Source organism: Nocardia sp. bgisy118, assembly GCF_057708605.1.
This window is the reverse complement of sequence record NZ_JBYISM010000029.1, coordinates 68,672-84,640: the sequence shown is the minus strand read 5'-3', so window position 1 is coordinate 84,640 and position 15,969 is coordinate 68,672. Positions and strand designations below refer to the sequence as shown.

Genomic DNA, 15,969 nt, shown 5'->3' with positions numbered 1-15,969 from the left:
TTCGGTGTGCGGCGGTGTTAGCGTATGCCGCATGCCATCACGGATGGGGAGTAAGCGCTTCGGCGCCGCGGTCTTGACGATCGCGGCTGGACTGACGATCGGATCACCTACGGTGCGGGCGGATTTCGTGCCCGCGTCGTGCGCGCAGGGGTGGATCGCGGAGACCGTGGTCGCGGGCGTGGGCAATCTGGAGAATCTCGACAGCGACGGCGCGGGCGGGTTCTACGTCACCGGCATCCTCGATGGATTCCTCGCCCACGTCGACGCCTCCGGCCGCTTCGAACCGCTGCTCACCGGACTCGATCACCCCGCGGGCGTGCGGGTGGTCGGCCGCTCGGTGTACTACCTGACCGGCGACGGCCTGGACGCCCCGCCGGGCACGTTGCAGCGCTACGACCTCGACACAGGCGCGGTCGAGGTGTTGCTGACCGACTTGAACGGACCGAACGGCCTGCTGGTGCTTCCCGACGGGGACCTGCTGTTCACCACCCTCGGCATCAAGTCCGCCCCGACCGGCATCTCGCGCTATCGCCCGTCCACCGGCGAGTACACCAAAACCTGGTCCCCGCTGCCGCTGACCAACGGACTCGCGCTCGCGCCCGACGGCCGATCCGTGTTCACGGACAGCTTGGAGCTGAAGATCTTCCGCATTCCGCTGGACGCCCCGGGCACCTCGACCGTCGTCTCGGGCATTCCGCAGCTGCTCGCGCTGCCCGACGACATGGAGGCCACCCGCGACGGTCAGCTGTTCGTCGCCGATCATGCGCTGGGCGCCGTCTACAAGATCGACACCGCGACCGGCGCGGCCTGCGCCATCATCACCGGACTGATCAAGCCTGGCCCGCTCCGCAATCCGCCGGACGGTGCGACATCGGTGCGCATCGTGCGCGAGGGCGACGGCTGGGCGCTGTACGTGACGAGCATGGACGGCGCCCTGCGCCGATTGCGTCCACCGGCCGGGCTCGACCTCACTCCAGCCGACGAACGGCGGCGATAGCCGGAACGTACGCCCGCGCAGCCAGTAGGTTGGCTGGCATGGTGGATTCCCACACGCTCGAACCCCTCGACATGGTTCCGGCGACCACGGCCGACGCCGCCCCGCTCATCGCCCTCCGCGACCGCCTGGCGCGCTGGATGGTCGCCAACGGCATCAGGCAGTGGCTACCCGGTGAATACCCCGTCGCGATCCTCGCGCGGGAGGCGACCCGCGGCGAGTGGTACGTGCGGCGCGAGCCGACCGGTGAGGTGGTGGCGGCCGTGCGGCTGGTCTGGCACGACCCCGACTTCTGGGGCGCAGGCGAGCTCGAGGCCGGGTACGTGCACGGACTCATGGTCGCGCCCGGCCACCGCGGCCGCGGAATGGGCGCGCGGGTGCTCGCGTTCTGCGCCGAACGCACCCGTGCGCGCGGGCTCGACCGGCAGCGCCTGGATACCGCCGCGGACAACCCCGGACTGCGGAAGTATTACGCCGCACAGGGTTTCACCGAGCTGCGGGAGACGACGCTGCCGCCGCAGTTCCACGGCACCGACCGCGTCGTGTTGATGGAGAAGCTGCTGACCTAGGCCCTGTCTAGCGCGCGAAGCGGGACAGCACCGCCTCGTGCAGGAGTCCGTTGGTCGCGACGGCGTCGCCGCCGTGCGGGCCCGGCGTGCCGGACAGCGACGTGAAGACGCCGCCCGCCTCGCGGACCAGGATGTCGAGGGCGGCCAGATCCCACAGCGACACTTCGGGTTCGGTCGCGATGTCGACCGCGCCCTCGGCGAGCAGGCAGTAGCTGAAGAAATCGCCGTATCCTCGCACCCGCCACACATCGTCGGTGAGTGCGAGGAAGTCCTCGCGCATCCCGCGCTCGCGCCAGCCGGACAGGCTGGAGAAGGCCAGGCTCGCCGAATCGAGCCCGGCGACGGCCGACACCGAAATCGGGTGGGGCGCACCGGGATGGAAGGTGGTCCAAGCGCCCGAACCCGCCGCCGCCCACCAGCGCCGCGCCAGCGCGGGCGCGCTCACCACGCCCACCACCGGCACGCCGTCCTCCAGCAGAGCGATCAGGCTGGCCCAGATCGGCACGCCCCGCACGAAGTTCTTGGTGCCGTCGATCGGGTCGACCACCCACTGGCGCCCGCGGAATTCCGCGTCGCCGCCGAACTCCTCGCCGAGCACCGAGTCCTCCGGCCGCTCGTGCGTCAGCATCTGGCGGATCGCCCGCTCCACCGCGAGGTCGGCGTCCGAGACCGGCGTCAGATCCGGCTTCGCGTCCACCTTCAGATCCAGCGCGCCGAACCGCGCCCTGGTGATCGTGTCGGCCGCGTCGGCCAGCCGCAACGCGAGTTCGAGGTCAGAGGAGTGAGCAGCCACGTCAGCAAACCCTAATGGACGCGGCCGGACGCGGGCCGTCGACAGCCCGCGTCCGGCCGGACCGAAGCGTGGCACGCTCGACGGACTGTGCCGCGGAGTTCGTCGCAGGCTCGCGTATGGCCGGGCTGAGGCGGGGCGCGCCTGCCGGACGCGGCCGGACGGAGCGCGTCGTCGGCTCGCGCACAGCCGGGCCGGAGGCGGAAGTACGCCTACTGAGAACTGTCGGACGGACGCCGTCGGCAGCATGCGCACGACCGGACCGGAGACCCTGCACGCCCACTGCACTCGATCGAGCGCCTCAGGCGGCGACCGACGCCGTCCGGGCGGCGGCGAGCGCGGCGGCCCACCAGTGCAGCCGGTCGAGCATCGTCTGCGCCGCGGCGGCGGGTTCGTTCGGTTCGCGCAGCCGGCCTTCCTCGTCGAAGAGCAGGTAGTAGCGCGGGAACGAGACGTACTCGCGGACGGTGTGCGCGTTCAGTTCGTTGAAGACCTGCCGCAGGTGCTCGATCGCGAGCAGGCCGCCGCTGGCTCCGCTGTAGCCGACGAATCCGATCGTCTTGGCGTCCCACTGGGTGAAGTGCCAGTCGATGGCGGCTTTCAGCGCGGCCGGGTAGCTGCGGTTGTAGTCGGGGGTGACGATGACGAACGCGTCGGCGGCGGCCAGCCGGGCGCTGAGGTCGACCATGCCCTCGGGGCGCGGCGGGTTCGGTTCCATGGCGGGCGGGACCGCGGGCAGCGCGAGCGGCAGGTCGGCGTCGGCGAGGTCGATCACGTCGACCTCGAAGCCGCCGTGGCTGGCAGCCTGTTCGGCGAACCAGGCGGCCACCGTCGAACCGAACCGGCCCTCGCGGACGCTGCCGATGATCACCGCGAGCTTCAGAGCGGACATGTTTGCTCTCCTTCGATCGAGTGCGGTCGGTGCGACCGCCGCGTCTCAATCTGCTGCCGGACCGCGTGGGACTGGTAGACCGCGCGGAGAGTGGTAGTGGCAGGGCCACCCTTGCGGCGGGCCGTGCTTGTACCGTTCGGAGGGTGAGCGACAACGAGCTTGGCTTGTTTCTCCGGAGCAGGCGCGAGGCAGTAAGTCCGGCGCGGGTCGGCCTGCCCGCGGGTCCGCGCAGGCGTACCCCCGGACTCCGCCGCGCCGAACTGGCCACCGTGGCCGGGGTGAGCGTCGAATACATCACCCGGCTGGAGCAGGGGCGCGACCGTCATCCCTCGCCGCCGGTGCTCTCGGCGCTGGCCGACGCGCTCCAGCTCACACCGAGCGAACGCGTCCACCTGCATCGCCTGACCAAGTCCGCCGACCCCGGGTTCAGCTGCACGGGCGGCGCGCAGCCGACGCGGCAGGTGCGCCCGACCGTGCGCGCCGTTCTCGATCACCTGGACCCGGCGGCCGCGGTCGTGGTCAACCGGCTCGGCGAGGTGCTCGCGTGCACCGAGGGCTACCGCAGGTTGATGGGCCCGACCGGCTTGCTCGACGACGACCCGCTGGCCAACCTGGCGCGTTTCGTCTTCGCCGACCCGCGCGCCCGTCTCGTCTACCCCGACTGGGACGACGTGGCCGACCAGCGGGTCGCGGCCCTCAAGCAGGGTCCGTTCCGCGCCGACCCGGCCATCGCGGCGCTCGCCGACGAACTCACGGTGATCGCGGGCGACGAGTTCACCCGGCGCGTGGAGAACGTGCCCAGCCTGCCCTCCGCCACCGGCATCACCCGGCTCGCCCACCCGGCGGCGGGCTCGCTGCGCCTGGCCTACGAAACCCTCGACCTGTTCGCCGACGACGACCAGCAGCTCATCGTCCACCTGCCCGCCGACGACGCCACGGCCGCGGCGCTGGACGCGCTGGCGGGCCGCCGCCCCGGGCAGCTGCGCGCGGTCTCCGGCTGAGACATCCCCCGCAAACGGCGGGCGCGCTTTTTCCCGCCTCGGCGGGGCCGGTAGTCTAATACATCGTGCATCCTGACGTTTCCGCTGATCTCGCCGAACTCGACGCCACGCTGAAGACGGTCGAGTCGGTCCTCGACATCGAGGAACTGCGCCGCCGCATCGATGAGCTCGAGCACCAGGCGGCCGATCCCGACCTGTGGAACAACCAGGATCACGCGCAGCAGGTGACCAGCCAGCTGTCCCACGCGCAGGGCGAGCTGCGCCGGGTCGAGGAGCTGCGCCAGCGGCTCGAGGATCTGCCGGTGCTCTACGAACTCGCCGAGGGCGAGGAGGGCGAGGCCCGCACCCAGGCGCTCACCGAGGCCGACACCGAACGAGCCGCGCTACACGCCGACGTGGAGGCGATGGAGGTCCGCACCCTGCTCTCGGGCGAGTACGACAAGCGCGAGGCGCTGGTCAACATCCGCTCCGGCGCCGGTGGCGACGACGCCGCCGACTGGGCCGAGATGCTGATGCGCATGTACATCCGCTGGGCGGACCGGCACAAGTACGCCGTCGAGGTGTACGACACGTCCTACGCCGAAGGCCAGGGCATCAAGAGCGCCACCTTCGCCGTGAAGACGCCTTACGCGTACGGCACCCTTTCGGTCGAGATGGGCACCCACCGCCTGGTGCGGATCAGCCCGTTCGACAACCAGGGCCGCCGCCAGACCTCCTTCGCCGAGGTCGAGGTGCTTCCCGTGGTCGAGACCACCGACCACATCGAGGTGCCCGAGACCGAGATCCGCGTCGACGTGTACCGCTCCTCGGGTCCCGGTGGCCAGAGCGTCAACACCACCGACTCCGCGGTGCGCATCACGCACATCCCGACCGGCATCGTCGTGACCTGCCAGAACGAGAAATCCCAGCTGCAGAACAAGATCTCGGCCATGCGCGTGCTGCAGGCCAAGCTGCTGGAGCGCAAGCGGCAGGAGGAGCGCGCCGAGATGGACGCGCTGAAGACCAACGAGGGCGCGTCCTGGGGCAACCAGATGCGCTCCTACGTGCTGCACCCGTACCAGATGGTCAAGGACCTGCGCACCAGCTACGAGGTCAACAACCCGACCGCGGTGCTGGACGGCGACATCGACGGTTTCATCGAGTCCGGCATCAGGTGGCGCATGCGAGAAAGCCAGAACCAGTGAGCTGTTTCAGAAGTCGCAGCATCCGCCGGCGGATGCGCGAAGGCTGAGCCGAATTGGTTCTCGGAACCCGCTCAGAAGTTGCGGCATCCGCTGGCGCACACGGGAGCAGGCGAATCAGTTTGCGGTGCGTGGCATTCCGGTGCGACGCGCGGCCCCGGTCGTTACTCCGTTGTAGCCTGTCTGGCGTGCGTGTTGCGGATGGTGTGAAACGGCAACCGGGATGGGCGAGGTGATCGCGGCGGCGTCCGCCGCGGACTCCACGGCCTGGCTGCGATCCAGCGGCCTGGAGATCGTGCTGCTGATCCTGGGCGTGATGCTGTTCAGCCGGTTCGCCACGTTCGTGCGCGACCGGGTCACCAGCAAGATCGACGCGGGTTTCCGCAGCAGCGACGCGCTGGTGCGGACCGAGGCGGCCAAACATCGGCACGCGCTGGCCCAGGTGCTCACCTGGGTCGTGCTGACCGTCGTCTACGTGCTGGTCGGCATGGAGGTGTTGCAGCGGCTCGGCTTCCAGGTGACTGGGCTCGTGGCGCCCGCCGCGGTGCTCGGCGCCGCGCTCGGTTTCGGTGCGCAGCGCATCGTGCAGGACATTCTGGCCGGATTCTTCCTGATCACCGAGCGCCAATACGGATTCGGTGACGTAGTTCGCATCGCCGTGGCTGGATCCGCGGAGATGGCCGAGGGTACGGTCGAGGACGTCACGTTGCGGATCACCACGCTGCGCAACGCCGACGGCGAGGTGATCACCGTGCCGAACGGGCAGATCGTGAAAGTGACCAATCTGTCCAAGGATTGGGCTCGCGCCGCGATCGACGTTCCGGTGGCGGCCAGCGCCGACATCACCAGGGTGAACGAGATTTTGCACAAGGTAGGAGCCGAAGCGTTCCGCGACCGCAGGCTCGAGCCGCTGCTGCTCGACGAACCCACCGTGATGGGCGTGGACGACCTCACGATGGATCAGATGAACATCCGAATGGTTGCTCGAACATTGCCGGGTAAGCAGTTCGAGGTCGGACGTGAGCTGCGGGTCCGAGTGGCCGCGGCCTTGCGCCGGGAAGGTATCAGTGAAACCACGTAAGTCGACCGCGATCCTGGGGGCGACCTGGGTCGCGACATTCGTGTTGTACCTGTTCGTCAAGCCCGATCAACCGGCTGCGACCGGGATCACTCAGGTCGTGAACACCATACCGGCGCTGGTGAATACGGAGCAGGCCGGACAGTAGCTGCAACTCTGGGGTGGATGCGCGGGTTTAGCTGGTTAGACTGGCTCCCCGTGATCACCATGCGGAACGTCACCAAGTCGTACAAGACGTCGACGCGACCCGCGCTGGACAACATCACGGTCGATGTGAGCAAGGGCGAGTTCGTCTTCATCATCGGACCGTCCGGCTCCGGCAAGTCGACCTTCATGCGTCTGCTCTTGAAAGAGGAGGCGCCGACCGCCGGGGAGATCCGCGTCGCGGACTTCCGCGTCGATCGGCTCCCCGGGCGCAAGGTGCCGAAGCTGCGCCAGCGCATCGGCTGCGTCTTCCAGGACTTCCGGCTGTTGCAGCAGAAGACGGTCCAGGAGAACGTCGCGTTCGCCCTGGAGGTGATCGGCAAGCGTCGCCAGGTCATCGACCGCACGGTGCCCGAGGTGCTGGACATGGTCGGTCTCGGCGGCAAGGGTGACCGGTTGCCCAGCGAGTTGTCCGGCGGCGAGCAGCAGCGGGTGGCCATCGCCCGCGCGTTCGTGAACCGGCCGCTGGTGCTGCTGGCCGACGAGCCCACCGGCAATCTCGACCCCGACACCAGCTTCGACATCATGGTGCTGCTCGAGCGCATCAACCGCACCGGAACCACGGTGGTGATGGCCACCCACGACAACCACATCGTCGACTCGATGCGCAGGAGGGTGGTCGAGCTCGACCACGGCCGCCTGGTGCGCGACGACGCGATCGGCGTGTACGGAGTAGATCGGTAATGCGCGCGAGTTTCCTTTTCAGCGAGGTGGCCACCGGTCTGCGTCGCAATGTGACGATGACCGTCGCGATGATCCTGACCACCGCGGTGTCGCTCGCCATGCTCGGCGGCGGCCTGCTCTCGGTCCGGATGGCCGACAAGACCGAGCAGTACTTCACCGGCCGCCTCGAGGTGCGCTTCTACCTCGACGAGAACATCTCCGCCAACGACCCGGACTGTGCTACCGATCCGTGCCGCTCGCTGCTGGCCGACATGAAGAACACCTCGGGCGTGGTCAGCGTCCAGTTCCTCAATCGCGCCGCCGCGCTGGACGAGGCGAAGAAGCTCTTCGCCGATCAGCCGGAGATGGTGCAGTACATCTCGGAGACGCCGCTGCCCGCCTCGATGCGGGTCAAGATGACCGACGGCGACCAGTACGAGCGCATCTACGACACCTACCACGCCCGCAACGGCGTGCGCACCGTCGCCAACGACCGCGAGTTCGTCGACCGGCTGCTTCGGCTGTTCGACGGCCTGCGCAACGCGGCGTTCGGTCTGGCCGTGGTGATGGCGCTCGCGGCGCTGCTGCTGATCGCCAACATGATGCAGATCGCGGCGTTCACCAGGCGCACCGAAGTGGGCATCATGCGGTTGGTCGGTGCGACGCGCTGGTACACCCAGCTGCCGTTCCTGCTGGAGGCCGTGGTCGCGGCCTTGGCGGGTTCGGTGCTGGCGATCCTCGGGCTGCTCCTCGCCCGGCCGCTTGTCATCGACCGGGCGCTCGGACCGCTGTTCGACAGCAATGTGTTCCCGCGGATCACCGGTGACGACATCGCCACGGTCGCGTTGACCATCGCGCCGGTCGGCATCCTGGTCGCGGCCGTCGCGGCCTACGGCACCCTGCGGTACTACGTCCGCGAGTGACGGGTCCACGAGTGAGGCGGAAAGTCGTTCATCCCCATGGGGAGAACTCGGCCGATACGGCCCGATCCACCGCGATGTAGCGGCGTGGTGGTCGGGGGTCGCTCGTAGGATGGGCCCCGTGAATCCCCCCGAACCCCTCCCTGCCGACGTGACCGTCTCCGTCGCCCCCGCGGGCGCCGAAAGCGCTGCGGCGCAAGAGGTTCTACGCAGGGTCTTCGGGTACGACAGTTTCCGCGGCGACCAGGCCGAGATCGTCGGGCACGTGATCTCCGGCGGGGACGCGCTGGTGCTGATGCCGACCGGCGGCGGCAAGTCGCTGTGCTATCAGGTGCCCGCCCTGGTGCGGCCCGGCGTCGGCGTGGTGGTCTCGCCGCTGATCGCGTTGATGCAGGACCAGGTGGACGCGCTCAGCGCGCTCGGCGTGCGCGCGGGCTTCCTCAACTCGACGCAGTTCCCGGACGAGCGGCGCACGGTGGAGGCCCAGTTCCTCGCGGGCGAGCTCGACCTGCTGTATCTGGCGCCGGAGCGGCTGCGGCTGGAGTCGACGGCCGAGTTGCTCGATCGCGGCAAGGTCGCGCTGTTCGCCATCGACGAGGCGCACTGCGTATCGCAGTGGGGCCACGACTTCCGGCCCGACTATCTGGGGCTGTCGATGCTGCACGAGCGCTGGCCCGACGTGCCGCGCATCGCGTTGACCGCGACCGCCACCGAGAAGACCCGTGACGAGATCATCGAGCGCCTCGATCTGGGCGGGGCGCGCCGGTTCGTGGCCAGTTTCGACCGGCCCAACATCCAATACCGGATCGAGCCGAAGAACCGCCCGGACCGGCAGCTGCTGGAGTTCATCCGCGCCGAGCACGCCGGTGACGCGGGCATCGTCTACTGCTTGTCGCGCAATTCGGTGGAGAAGACGGCGGCCTTCCTCAACGAGAACGGCGTCGGCGCGGTGCCGTACCACGCCGGACTCGACCACCGCACCCGCGCCGCGAACCAGGCTCGGTTCCTGCGCGAGGACGGATTGGTCGTGGTCGCCACCATCGCCTTCGGCATGGGCATCGACAAGCCCGACGTCCGATTCGTCGCCCACCTGGATCTGCCGAAGTCGGTGGAGGGTTACTACCAGGAGACCGGTCGCGCGGGACGCGACGGACAGCCGTCCACCGCGTGGATGGTCTACGGACTCAACGACGTGGTGCAGCAGCGCAGGCTGATCGACTCCTCCGAGGGGGACGCCGCGCACCGTCGGCAGCTGCAACTGCACCTCGACGCCATGCTGGCCCTGTGCGAGACCGTGGCCTGCCGTCGCACCCAGCTGCTCGCCTACTTCGGGCAGGCCGGTCTGCCGTGCGGCAACTGCGACACCTGCCTCACCCCGCCCGAATCCTGGGACGGCACCGTCGCCGCGCAGAAGCTGCTGTCGGCCGTCTTGCGCCTCAAGCGTGAGCGCGGTCAGAGCTTCGGCGCGGGCCATGTCGTCGACATTCTGCTCGGCAAGACGAACCCCAAGGTCGTTCAGTACGACCACCACGAGCTGAAGGTCTTCGGCATCGGCACCGATCTGCGCGATACCGAGTGGCGCGGCGTGGTCCGGCAGCTGCTCGCGCAGGGGCTGCTCACGGTGCACGGTGACTACGGCGTGCTGACCCTGACCGAGGCCAGCCAGGAGGTGCTGTTCGACGGCCGCCAGGTGCGGTTGCGTCGCGAGCCGGAGCGGGTCACCAAACCGTCGAGGTCCGCCAAGCCGGGCAAGGCGGCCGCCGCGGCCGACCTCGCCGCCGCCGATGTGCCACTGTTCGAGAAGTTGCGCGAGTGGCGCGGCGCCACGGCCAAGGAGCAGGGCGTGCCCGCCTACGTCGTGTTCCACGACGCGACGCTGCGCGAGATCGCCACCCGCAAGCCGGCGAGCCTCGCGCAGCTGGGCGCGATCGGCGGCATCGGTGAGAACAAGCTCGCCAAGTACGGCGAGCAGGTGCTCGAGGTGCTCGCCGCCGAGTGACCTGATGCGCACGTCCGGGTGCACGGACTGTGAAATATTGACCCCTCAGATCGACTGTCGCGCCGCCGTGGGCCAGGATGGTCCGGGAAATCGGAGTCGCGGAGGTCGGCATGAGTGGTGCGCAGGGGATCGGTCGTCGGGAATTGCTGGCGGGGGCCGCGGGGATCGCGGCGGGAGCCACCCTGGTCGGTCTCACGCCGGCCCAGGCGGTTCCGGTCGCCGCTGGGATCGCCAAGTTCGGGCTCCCGGCCGATCGCGCCGTGCGCGCGCTCGTCACCGGCGACGCGGGCACTGGCACGCGCACCCAGTGGGCGGTCGCGGACGCCGCCCGGGCGTTCCACGCCCGTGAACCGTTCTCGCTGGCGCTCGGCCTCGGTGACAACATCTACGAGAGCGGCCCGAACAGCGGCGACGACGTCCAGTTCGCGACGAAATTCGAGAACCCGAACACCGGGCTGGACTTCCCGTGGGCGATGGTGCTCGGCAACCACGACACCAGCTCGGTCATCGGCGGCGACGGCGGCTGGCTGCTGCGCGGAAATCACGAGGTCGAGTACCACGCGAACTCGCCACGCTGGTGGATGCCGAGCCGCTACTACTCCGTCCGGGTGCCGGAGGAACGGCCGGTGGTCGAGTTCTTCGTGCTCGACCTCAACCCGCTGGCCGCCTACCTGCCGCCGCTGTTCGCGCCGTACTGGGCGGTCGACGGCGAATTCATGAACGCGCAGCGCGCCTGGCTGGACCGGGCGATCGCCGAATCACCCGCACCGTGGAAGATCGCCTGCACGCACCACCCGTACCTGAACAACGGCCCGCACGGCGACGCGGGCAACTACGAGGGCCTGTCCATAGAACCCCTCAACGGCGTGCACGTGAAGCGGTTCTTCGAGGACCACGTGGTGGGCAAGTGCCATTTCATCCTCTCCGGCCACGACCACTCGCTCCAGGTGCTCGAGCCCACCGCGGCGGCCAAGGGCACGCGCCAGCTGGTGTCCGGCGCGGCAGCGAAAACCGTTGGCGCCGAGCCGCGCCGGACGCCAGGCGGCGCCGGGACGCCCGCCCTCTACGAGAACTACCACCAACTGGGCTTCATGGTCATGGACCTCAGCCCGAGCGCGGTGGATCTGCGGGTGGTCGCTGTGGACCCGGCGACGGGCGTGGGCTCCGAGGTCTTCGGCCGTCGCCTGGCGTAGACCGCCGCCCGACGGCACAGCCCACATCACCGAATCACAACACCCCGAGGGCTGCGCCGGTAAATTTCCGCCCCGGCGGTTACCGTGCAGGCATGGCACCCGGTGATGACCCGCCCGAGGGCGGCTCCGACACGTCCGGTGGATCGCCGCCACCCGACACTCCCGCCCCCGCGCCGCACGGCCCGATGGATCCCGCGGTGGAATCGGTGTGGCTGGGTCGTCGGCGCACACCCGTGCACCTCGGCCGTCCGCGCGTGTCCACCCTGCTCATGCTCGCCGCCTTCGTCGCGGTCCTCGTGATCTACATCGCGCTGCGGCCCGGCGGCTGAGCGCACAGCGTTGCACCGGCCACAGCGCTGGAATAAAACGATTGCCGCGTCACTTAGAGTTGACCGTTATGAAGGAAAAAGGGCGCAAGGTCATCGCGACCAACCGCCGGGCGCGGCACAACTACACGATCCTGGACGTCTACGAGGCCGGGATCGCGCTGGTCGGTACCGAAGTCAAGAGCCTGCGCGAGGGCAAGGCCTCGCTGGTGGACGCCTTCGCGACGGTCGACAACGGCGAGGTGTGGCTGCGCGGGCTGCACATTCCGGAGTTCAGCCACGGCACTTGGACCAACCACGCACCACGCCGGGTGCGCAAGCTGCTGCTGCACAAGCGAGAGATCGAGCGCTTGGTGGGCAAGTCGCGCGAGGGCAACCAGACGCTGGTGCCGCTGTCGATGTACTTCTCCGACGGCAAGGTCAAAGTCGAGCTCGCGCTGGCCAAGGGTAAGCAGGACTACGACAAGCGCCAGGATCTGGCTCGGCGGACCGCCGAACGCGAAGTGACTCGCGAGCTCGGCCGCCGCGTCAAGGGCATGAGCTGAGATCGTAGACCTGGAACACGGGAACCCCCGGGTGCGATCGAGCGGATCGCGCCGGGGGTTCCGTCAGTTCGGTCTCACAATCGCGCGCACGGTCCGTGCAGCGTCACGCGTTGCAGCGTCGGCCCGCGGAAGTCGGGCAACAGAGTCCGCGACCCCATCGGCGCGTTCGCGTCGGGCACGCCGATGACCGCCCGCTGCGCGGTGAGGTCCGGTTCGCCGGAGCCGTAGTTGTGCACGGCGGCCATGCCCTCCGAATCCACCGAGAGCCCGTCCAGCGCGCCGCGCACACCGGCGCGGGTGAGATCGCCCTCCGCCTCGGCGCGGCTCAGCACCGCCTTCATCGGGTAGGAGATCGCCCAGCCGAGGTTGTAACCCCAGTTCGTCGGCGGCTGTAGTGCCGCCGCGCGGGCATGCTGGGCGCCGACGCTGCGTCCGTCCCAGCCGTCGTAGGGCGAGGTGTAGTTGTACAGCGAGGTGATCGCCGCCGCGACGGGCGTCTTCAGCAGGGCCCCGTTCCAGGTCGGGGTGGAACCGAGGAATCGGCCGTCGTAGCCGCCGGCGACGAGTTTGCCGATGATCTCGGCGGTTTCGGCGGGACCGGTGGCCAGCAGCACGACATCCGGCGGGTTGGCCAGGATCTCGGCGACCGGCCCGTCCTGGTTGCCCACCTCGGCATTCGGGCCGGTGTCCACGCGGGCGGTGACGATCGCGTTGTTCTCCGACGCCCACCGCAGTGCGCCGTTGGCGTAGTCGCCGCCGTAGTTGCCGCGGAAGGCGACGACGGCGAGCGTGCGCGGCCTGGACTGGAACTGGGCGAACCAGTCCAGGCCCATGATCGCCTCGGTGCAGTACGAATATCCCGTGTCCAGCACCAGATTCCGGTCGGTCTCGCGATACTGCCAGCCCGACCAGAGGGTGCCCGCGCCGGTCAGCAGGTCCACCGCGTCCATCTCCGGCAGCACCGAAAGCGTCTGCGCCGTACCGAAACTCATCGCCAATGCCAGAACGTGCGGTTCGATCTGACGGAACTGCTCACGGTGCCGGTGCGGATCGTAGGCGGTGTCCCTGGCGTAGGTCGTGATGTCGACCTCGTAGTTGCCGATGCCGCCCGATTTGTTGACCTCACGCCAGAAGGCCAGCTGACCGTCGTTGAGCGCCTTGCCGAGCGGGGCGAACGGTCCGGCCTCCAGGTCGGACAGCACGCCGAGATAGATACAGCCCTTGCTCTTGTCGACCGCCTGCGGGCAGGGCGCGCTGGTGACGCCTTGCCCCGTCTCGGTCGACTCCGTCGAACAGGCCGCCAGTGCGAAGCCGAAGGCGATCGCGGCCGCAGCGGCGCGGAACAGCCTGCGGCGACGGCGGATTGGTCCCAAAGTTCTCTTCCTTCGATGGAGACGGAAATGCGTTGCCCGGTGGTCGGTCGGTTCACAGCCGGACGCACGGCCCGTGCATCGGCAGTTGCGGCAGGGTCGGTCCGCGGTAGTCGGTGGCCACCGTGCGCGAGCCTAGCGGCGCGGACGGATCGGGGGCGCCGATCACGGCACGCTGGGCGGTGTAATCCGGTGCGCCTGTGTTGTAGGTGTGCGGCGCCGCCATTCCCTCGAAATCGACCGTCAGCGCGGTCTGCGCCGCGCGCACGCCGACCCGGTTCAGCGGGCCGTTCGCCGCCGCCTTCGTGAGCAGCGCCCGCATCGTGTAGGAGACCGCCCAACCGAGGCTGTAGCCCCAGTTCGACGGCTCCTGTGGCGCGGCGGCGCGGGCCCTGCGCGCACCCGTGCTGTCCCCGCCCCAGCCGTCGACCGGCGAAGTGAAGTTGTAGAGCGCCGAGAGCGCCGGCCCGGCGGGTGTTTTCAGCAGCGCGCCGCTCCAGGTCGGCGCCGAGCCGAGGAATCGTCCCTTGTATCCCGCCGCGACGAGTTTGCCTACGATCTCGGCGTTTTCGGCGGGCCCGGTGGCCAGCAGCACGAGGTCCGGTGGGTTGGCGAGGATTTCGGCGACCGGCCGGTCCTGGTTGCCGACCTCGGCGTTCGGTCCGGTGTCGATCCGCGACGTGACCAGCACGTTGTTGTGCGCCGCCCAGCGCAGCGCGCCGTTCGAGTAGTCACCGCCGTAGTTGCCCCGGAACCCGATGACGGCCAGATTGTGCGGCCGGTACTGGTGCTCGGCGAACCAGTCCAGACCCATGATCGCCTCGGTGCAGTACGAATACCCGGTGTCCAGAACCAGATTCAGGTCGGCTTCGGGGTACTCCCAGCCCGACCACAGTGTGCCCGCCGAGGTCACGATGTCGGCCGCGTCCATCTCCTGCAGTAGGGCGAGGGTCTGCGCGGTGCCGAGGCTCATGGCCAGCGCCAGCACGTTCGGCCGGATCTCGCGGAACGCCTCCAGATGTCGGTGCGGATCGTAGGCGGTGTCCCTGGCGTAGGTCGAGATGTCGACCTCGTAGCCGCCGATGCCGCCTGCCTTGTTGACCTCGGTCCAGAATGCGGTCTGCCCGTCCTGCATCGCCCTGCCGATCACGGCGAACGGCCCGCCGCCGAGATCGGACAGCACGCCGAGGTAGATGCAGCCTTTGTCTCTGTCGATTGCGTTCGGGCACGGCGCGCTGGTGACGCCGGGTCCAATGGTTTCGCTCGGCGTGGAACACGCCGCGGCCAAGACGAGCCCGACGATCATCGGAACCGCCGCGGCGTGGAACAGACGACGACGCCGCCTGCTGGTGTTGCCCATTATTGCTCCTGTCGCAGCCACCGGACGCTCTCGATTCCGGTACGGCCGAACAGGAACAGTACCGGTCAGGGGGTCGGCAAGAAGGCGGTTTCGCAGTTGCCGTGGCGTCGTCTGGCGCGGGGTGAACAAATCGGACGACTGACCAGTATGAGGCGGGGTGGATCGGGTGCCCGTTTCGGTAGGTGGGGGGGCAAATCGTGGCTGGTCGGAGGTGGTGTCCACCAGCGGTGCATCCTCCTGCGGTGGGGCTCTCGCTGCGGTGCGCCGATCTCTTGGAACTGTTCCGTCGATGCGGCCGTTGGACTTGTTGACACCTGCCCGACAGCGTGCCGCGAACCGGCCGGTCAGGCTCGAGCGTGATCGCACCTGATCGATATGAGCCGCTAGGCGCGCAAATAATCGGGATGATCCGACGTCTGGTGAGTGTTAGCATTACTAGCCCGCAAGGTGCGGGCGCGTACGGGGCTGAACGGTTTCGACTGCGTACGTTGATTCAGGGGAAGCGTGTCGGTGCAGGCAAGAGACCACCGTAAGCGTCGTTGCAACCAATTAAGCGCCGATTCTCATCAGCGCGAGTACGCTCTCGCTGCCTAAGCGATAGCGTCTCTGTCGGCCCGGGATATGCCCTCGGTCCCGGTGCCGGCATCAGCTAGAGGGCTCACCGTCCGACTCGGTCGCGGAGCCGGACGGGACATCTAACAGCGACTGGGATCGTCATCTCGGCTTGTTCGCGTGACCGAGAGATCCGAGCAGAGACACAGCGAACTGCACACGGAGAAGTCCTGAAGACACGGCGGAGGACCCGGGTTCGATTCCCGGCAGCTCCACGAGTGCAAGGCCCATGCCCATGGAGGGCATGGGCCTTGCTCGTTCCGCTGAGTGTT

The 15,969-nt window shown here is 68.8% G+C and carries 16 protein-coding genes and 1 other RNA gene; 13 read left to right on the top strand and 4 right to left on the bottom strand.

Annotation, left to right across the window (positions count from 1 at the left end; genetic code table 11):
- Positions 1–31: 31 nt before the first annotated feature.
- Together AC3EO7_RS29480 and AC3EO7_RS29475 are read left to right on the top strand one after the other, a co-directional pair.
- Positions 32–997 carry a Vgb family protein gene (locus tag AC3EO7_RS29480; RefSeq protein ID WP_435593011.1) on the top strand — a complete coding sequence of 322 codons (966 nt, stop codon included), beginning with the start codon at positions 32–34 and terminating at the stop codon, positions 995–997.
- Positions 998–1,035: 38 nt separating this feature from the next.
- Positions 1,036–1,563: a GNAT family N-acetyltransferase gene (locus AC3EO7_RS29475; RefSeq protein ID WP_431971097.1), complete on the top strand. Its 528-nt coding sequence runs from the start codon at positions 1,036–1,038 to the stop codon at positions 1,561–1,563.
- A gap of 7 nt (positions 1,564–1,570) precedes the next feature.
- Here AC3EO7_RS29475 and hisN read toward each other — a convergent pair whose 3' ends face one another.
- A complete protein-coding gene (hisN, locus tag AC3EO7_RS29470) occupies positions 1,571–2,356 on the bottom strand; it encodes a histidinol-phosphatase (protein WP_431971096.1) in 786 nt (261 codons plus the stop codon).
- Between the two features lie 298 nt (positions 2,357–2,654).
- Positions 2,655–3,245: an NADPH-dependent FMN reductase gene (locus tag AC3EO7_RS29465; protein WP_431971095.1), complete on the bottom strand. Its 591-nt coding sequence runs from the start codon at positions 3,243–3,245 to the stop codon at positions 2,655–2,657.
- A 143-nt stretch (positions 3,246–3,388) separates the two neighbouring features.
- Between AC3EO7_RS29465 and AC3EO7_RS29460 the strand changes: the two genes are divergently transcribed.
- The 10 genes from AC3EO7_RS29460 to smpB all read left to right on the top strand — a co-directional run bounded on the left by AC3EO7_RS29460 (position 3,389) and on the right by smpB (position 12,355).
- Entirely contained in the window at positions 3,389–4,246 is an 858-nt protein-coding gene (locus tag AC3EO7_RS29460) for a helix-turn-helix transcriptional regulator (protein WP_435593010.1), read from the top strand.
- A 65-nt stretch (positions 4,247–4,311) separates the two neighbouring features.
- Complete coding sequence (gene prfB / locus AC3EO7_RS29455; protein ID WP_431971093.1) at positions 4,312–5,430, top strand: peptide chain release factor 2; 1,119 nt, start codon at positions 4,312–4,314, stop codon at positions 5,428–5,430.
- Between the two features lie 220 nt (positions 5,431–5,650).
- The gene (locus tag AC3EO7_RS29450; protein WP_431971092.1) at positions 5,651–6,508 is read left to right on the top strand and encodes a mechanosensitive ion channel family protein; all 858 of its coding nucleotides are present in this window, start codon (positions 5,651–5,653) and stop codon (positions 6,506–6,508) included.
- Positions 6,447–6,653 carry an Rv3103c transmembrane domain-containing protein gene (locus tag AC3EO7_RS29445; protein WP_488186296.1) on the top strand — a complete coding sequence of 69 codons (207 nt, stop codon included), beginning with the start codon at positions 6,447–6,449 and terminating at the stop codon, positions 6,651–6,653. Before AC3EO7_RS29450 ends, AC3EO7_RS29445 begins: the two co-directional genes overlap by 62 nt.
- 50 nt (positions 6,654–6,703) lie before the next feature.
- Positions 6,704–7,393, top strand: a complete 690-nt coding sequence (ftsE, locus tag AC3EO7_RS29440; protein ID WP_431971091.1) for a cell division ATP-binding protein FtsE — start codon at positions 6,704–6,706, stop codon at positions 7,391–7,393.
- On the top strand, positions 7,393–8,295 hold the full coding sequence (ftsX, locus tag AC3EO7_RS29435) for a permease-like cell division protein FtsX (protein ID WP_431971090.1): 903 nt from the start codon (positions 7,393–7,395) through the stop codon (positions 8,293–8,295). Before ftsE ends, ftsX begins: the two co-directional genes overlap by 1 nt.
- 118 nt (positions 8,296–8,413) lie before the next feature.
- Positions 8,414–10,291, top strand: coding sequence for a DNA helicase RecQ (gene recQ, locus AC3EO7_RS29430; RefSeq protein ID WP_431971089.1), 1,878 nt, complete (start codon positions 8,414–8,416; stop codon positions 10,289–10,291).
- A 110-nt stretch (positions 10,292–10,401) separates the two neighbouring features.
- Entirely contained in the window at positions 10,402–11,484 is a 1,083-nt protein-coding gene (locus tag AC3EO7_RS29425) for a metallophosphoesterase (RefSeq protein WP_431971088.1), read from the top strand.
- A gap of 92 nt (positions 11,485–11,576) precedes the next feature.
- Complete coding sequence (locus tag AC3EO7_RS29420; protein WP_431971087.1) at positions 11,577–11,813, top strand: WLR motif membrane protein; 237 nt, start codon at positions 11,577–11,579, stop codon at positions 11,811–11,813.
- A 68-nt stretch (positions 11,814–11,881) separates the two neighbouring features.
- Positions 11,882–12,355 carry an SsrA-binding protein SmpB gene (gene smpB, locus AC3EO7_RS29415; RefSeq protein WP_379051876.1) on the top strand — a complete coding sequence of 158 codons (474 nt, stop codon included), beginning with the start codon at positions 11,882–11,884 and terminating at the stop codon, positions 12,353–12,355.
- A gap of 74 nt (positions 12,356–12,429) precedes the next feature.
- Here smpB and AC3EO7_RS29410 read toward each other — a convergent pair whose 3' ends face one another.
- On the bottom strand, positions 12,430–13,728 hold the full coding sequence (locus tag AC3EO7_RS29410) for an ABC transporter substrate-binding protein (protein WP_431971086.1): 1,299 nt from the start codon (positions 13,726–13,728) through the stop codon (positions 12,430–12,432).
- A 52-nt stretch (positions 13,729–13,780) separates the two neighbouring features.
- The gene (locus AC3EO7_RS29405) at positions 13,781–15,085 is read right to left on the bottom strand and encodes an ABC transporter substrate-binding protein (RefSeq protein ID WP_431971085.1); all 1,305 of its coding nucleotides are present in this window, start codon (positions 15,083–15,085) and stop codon (positions 13,781–13,783) included.
- Between the two features lie 461 nt (positions 15,086–15,546).
- Here AC3EO7_RS29405 and ssrA point away from each other — a divergent pair.
- Positions 15,547–15,915, top strand: a transfer-messenger RNA (tmRNA) gene (ssrA, locus tag AC3EO7_RS29400).
- Positions 15,916–15,969 lie beyond the last annotated feature (54 nt).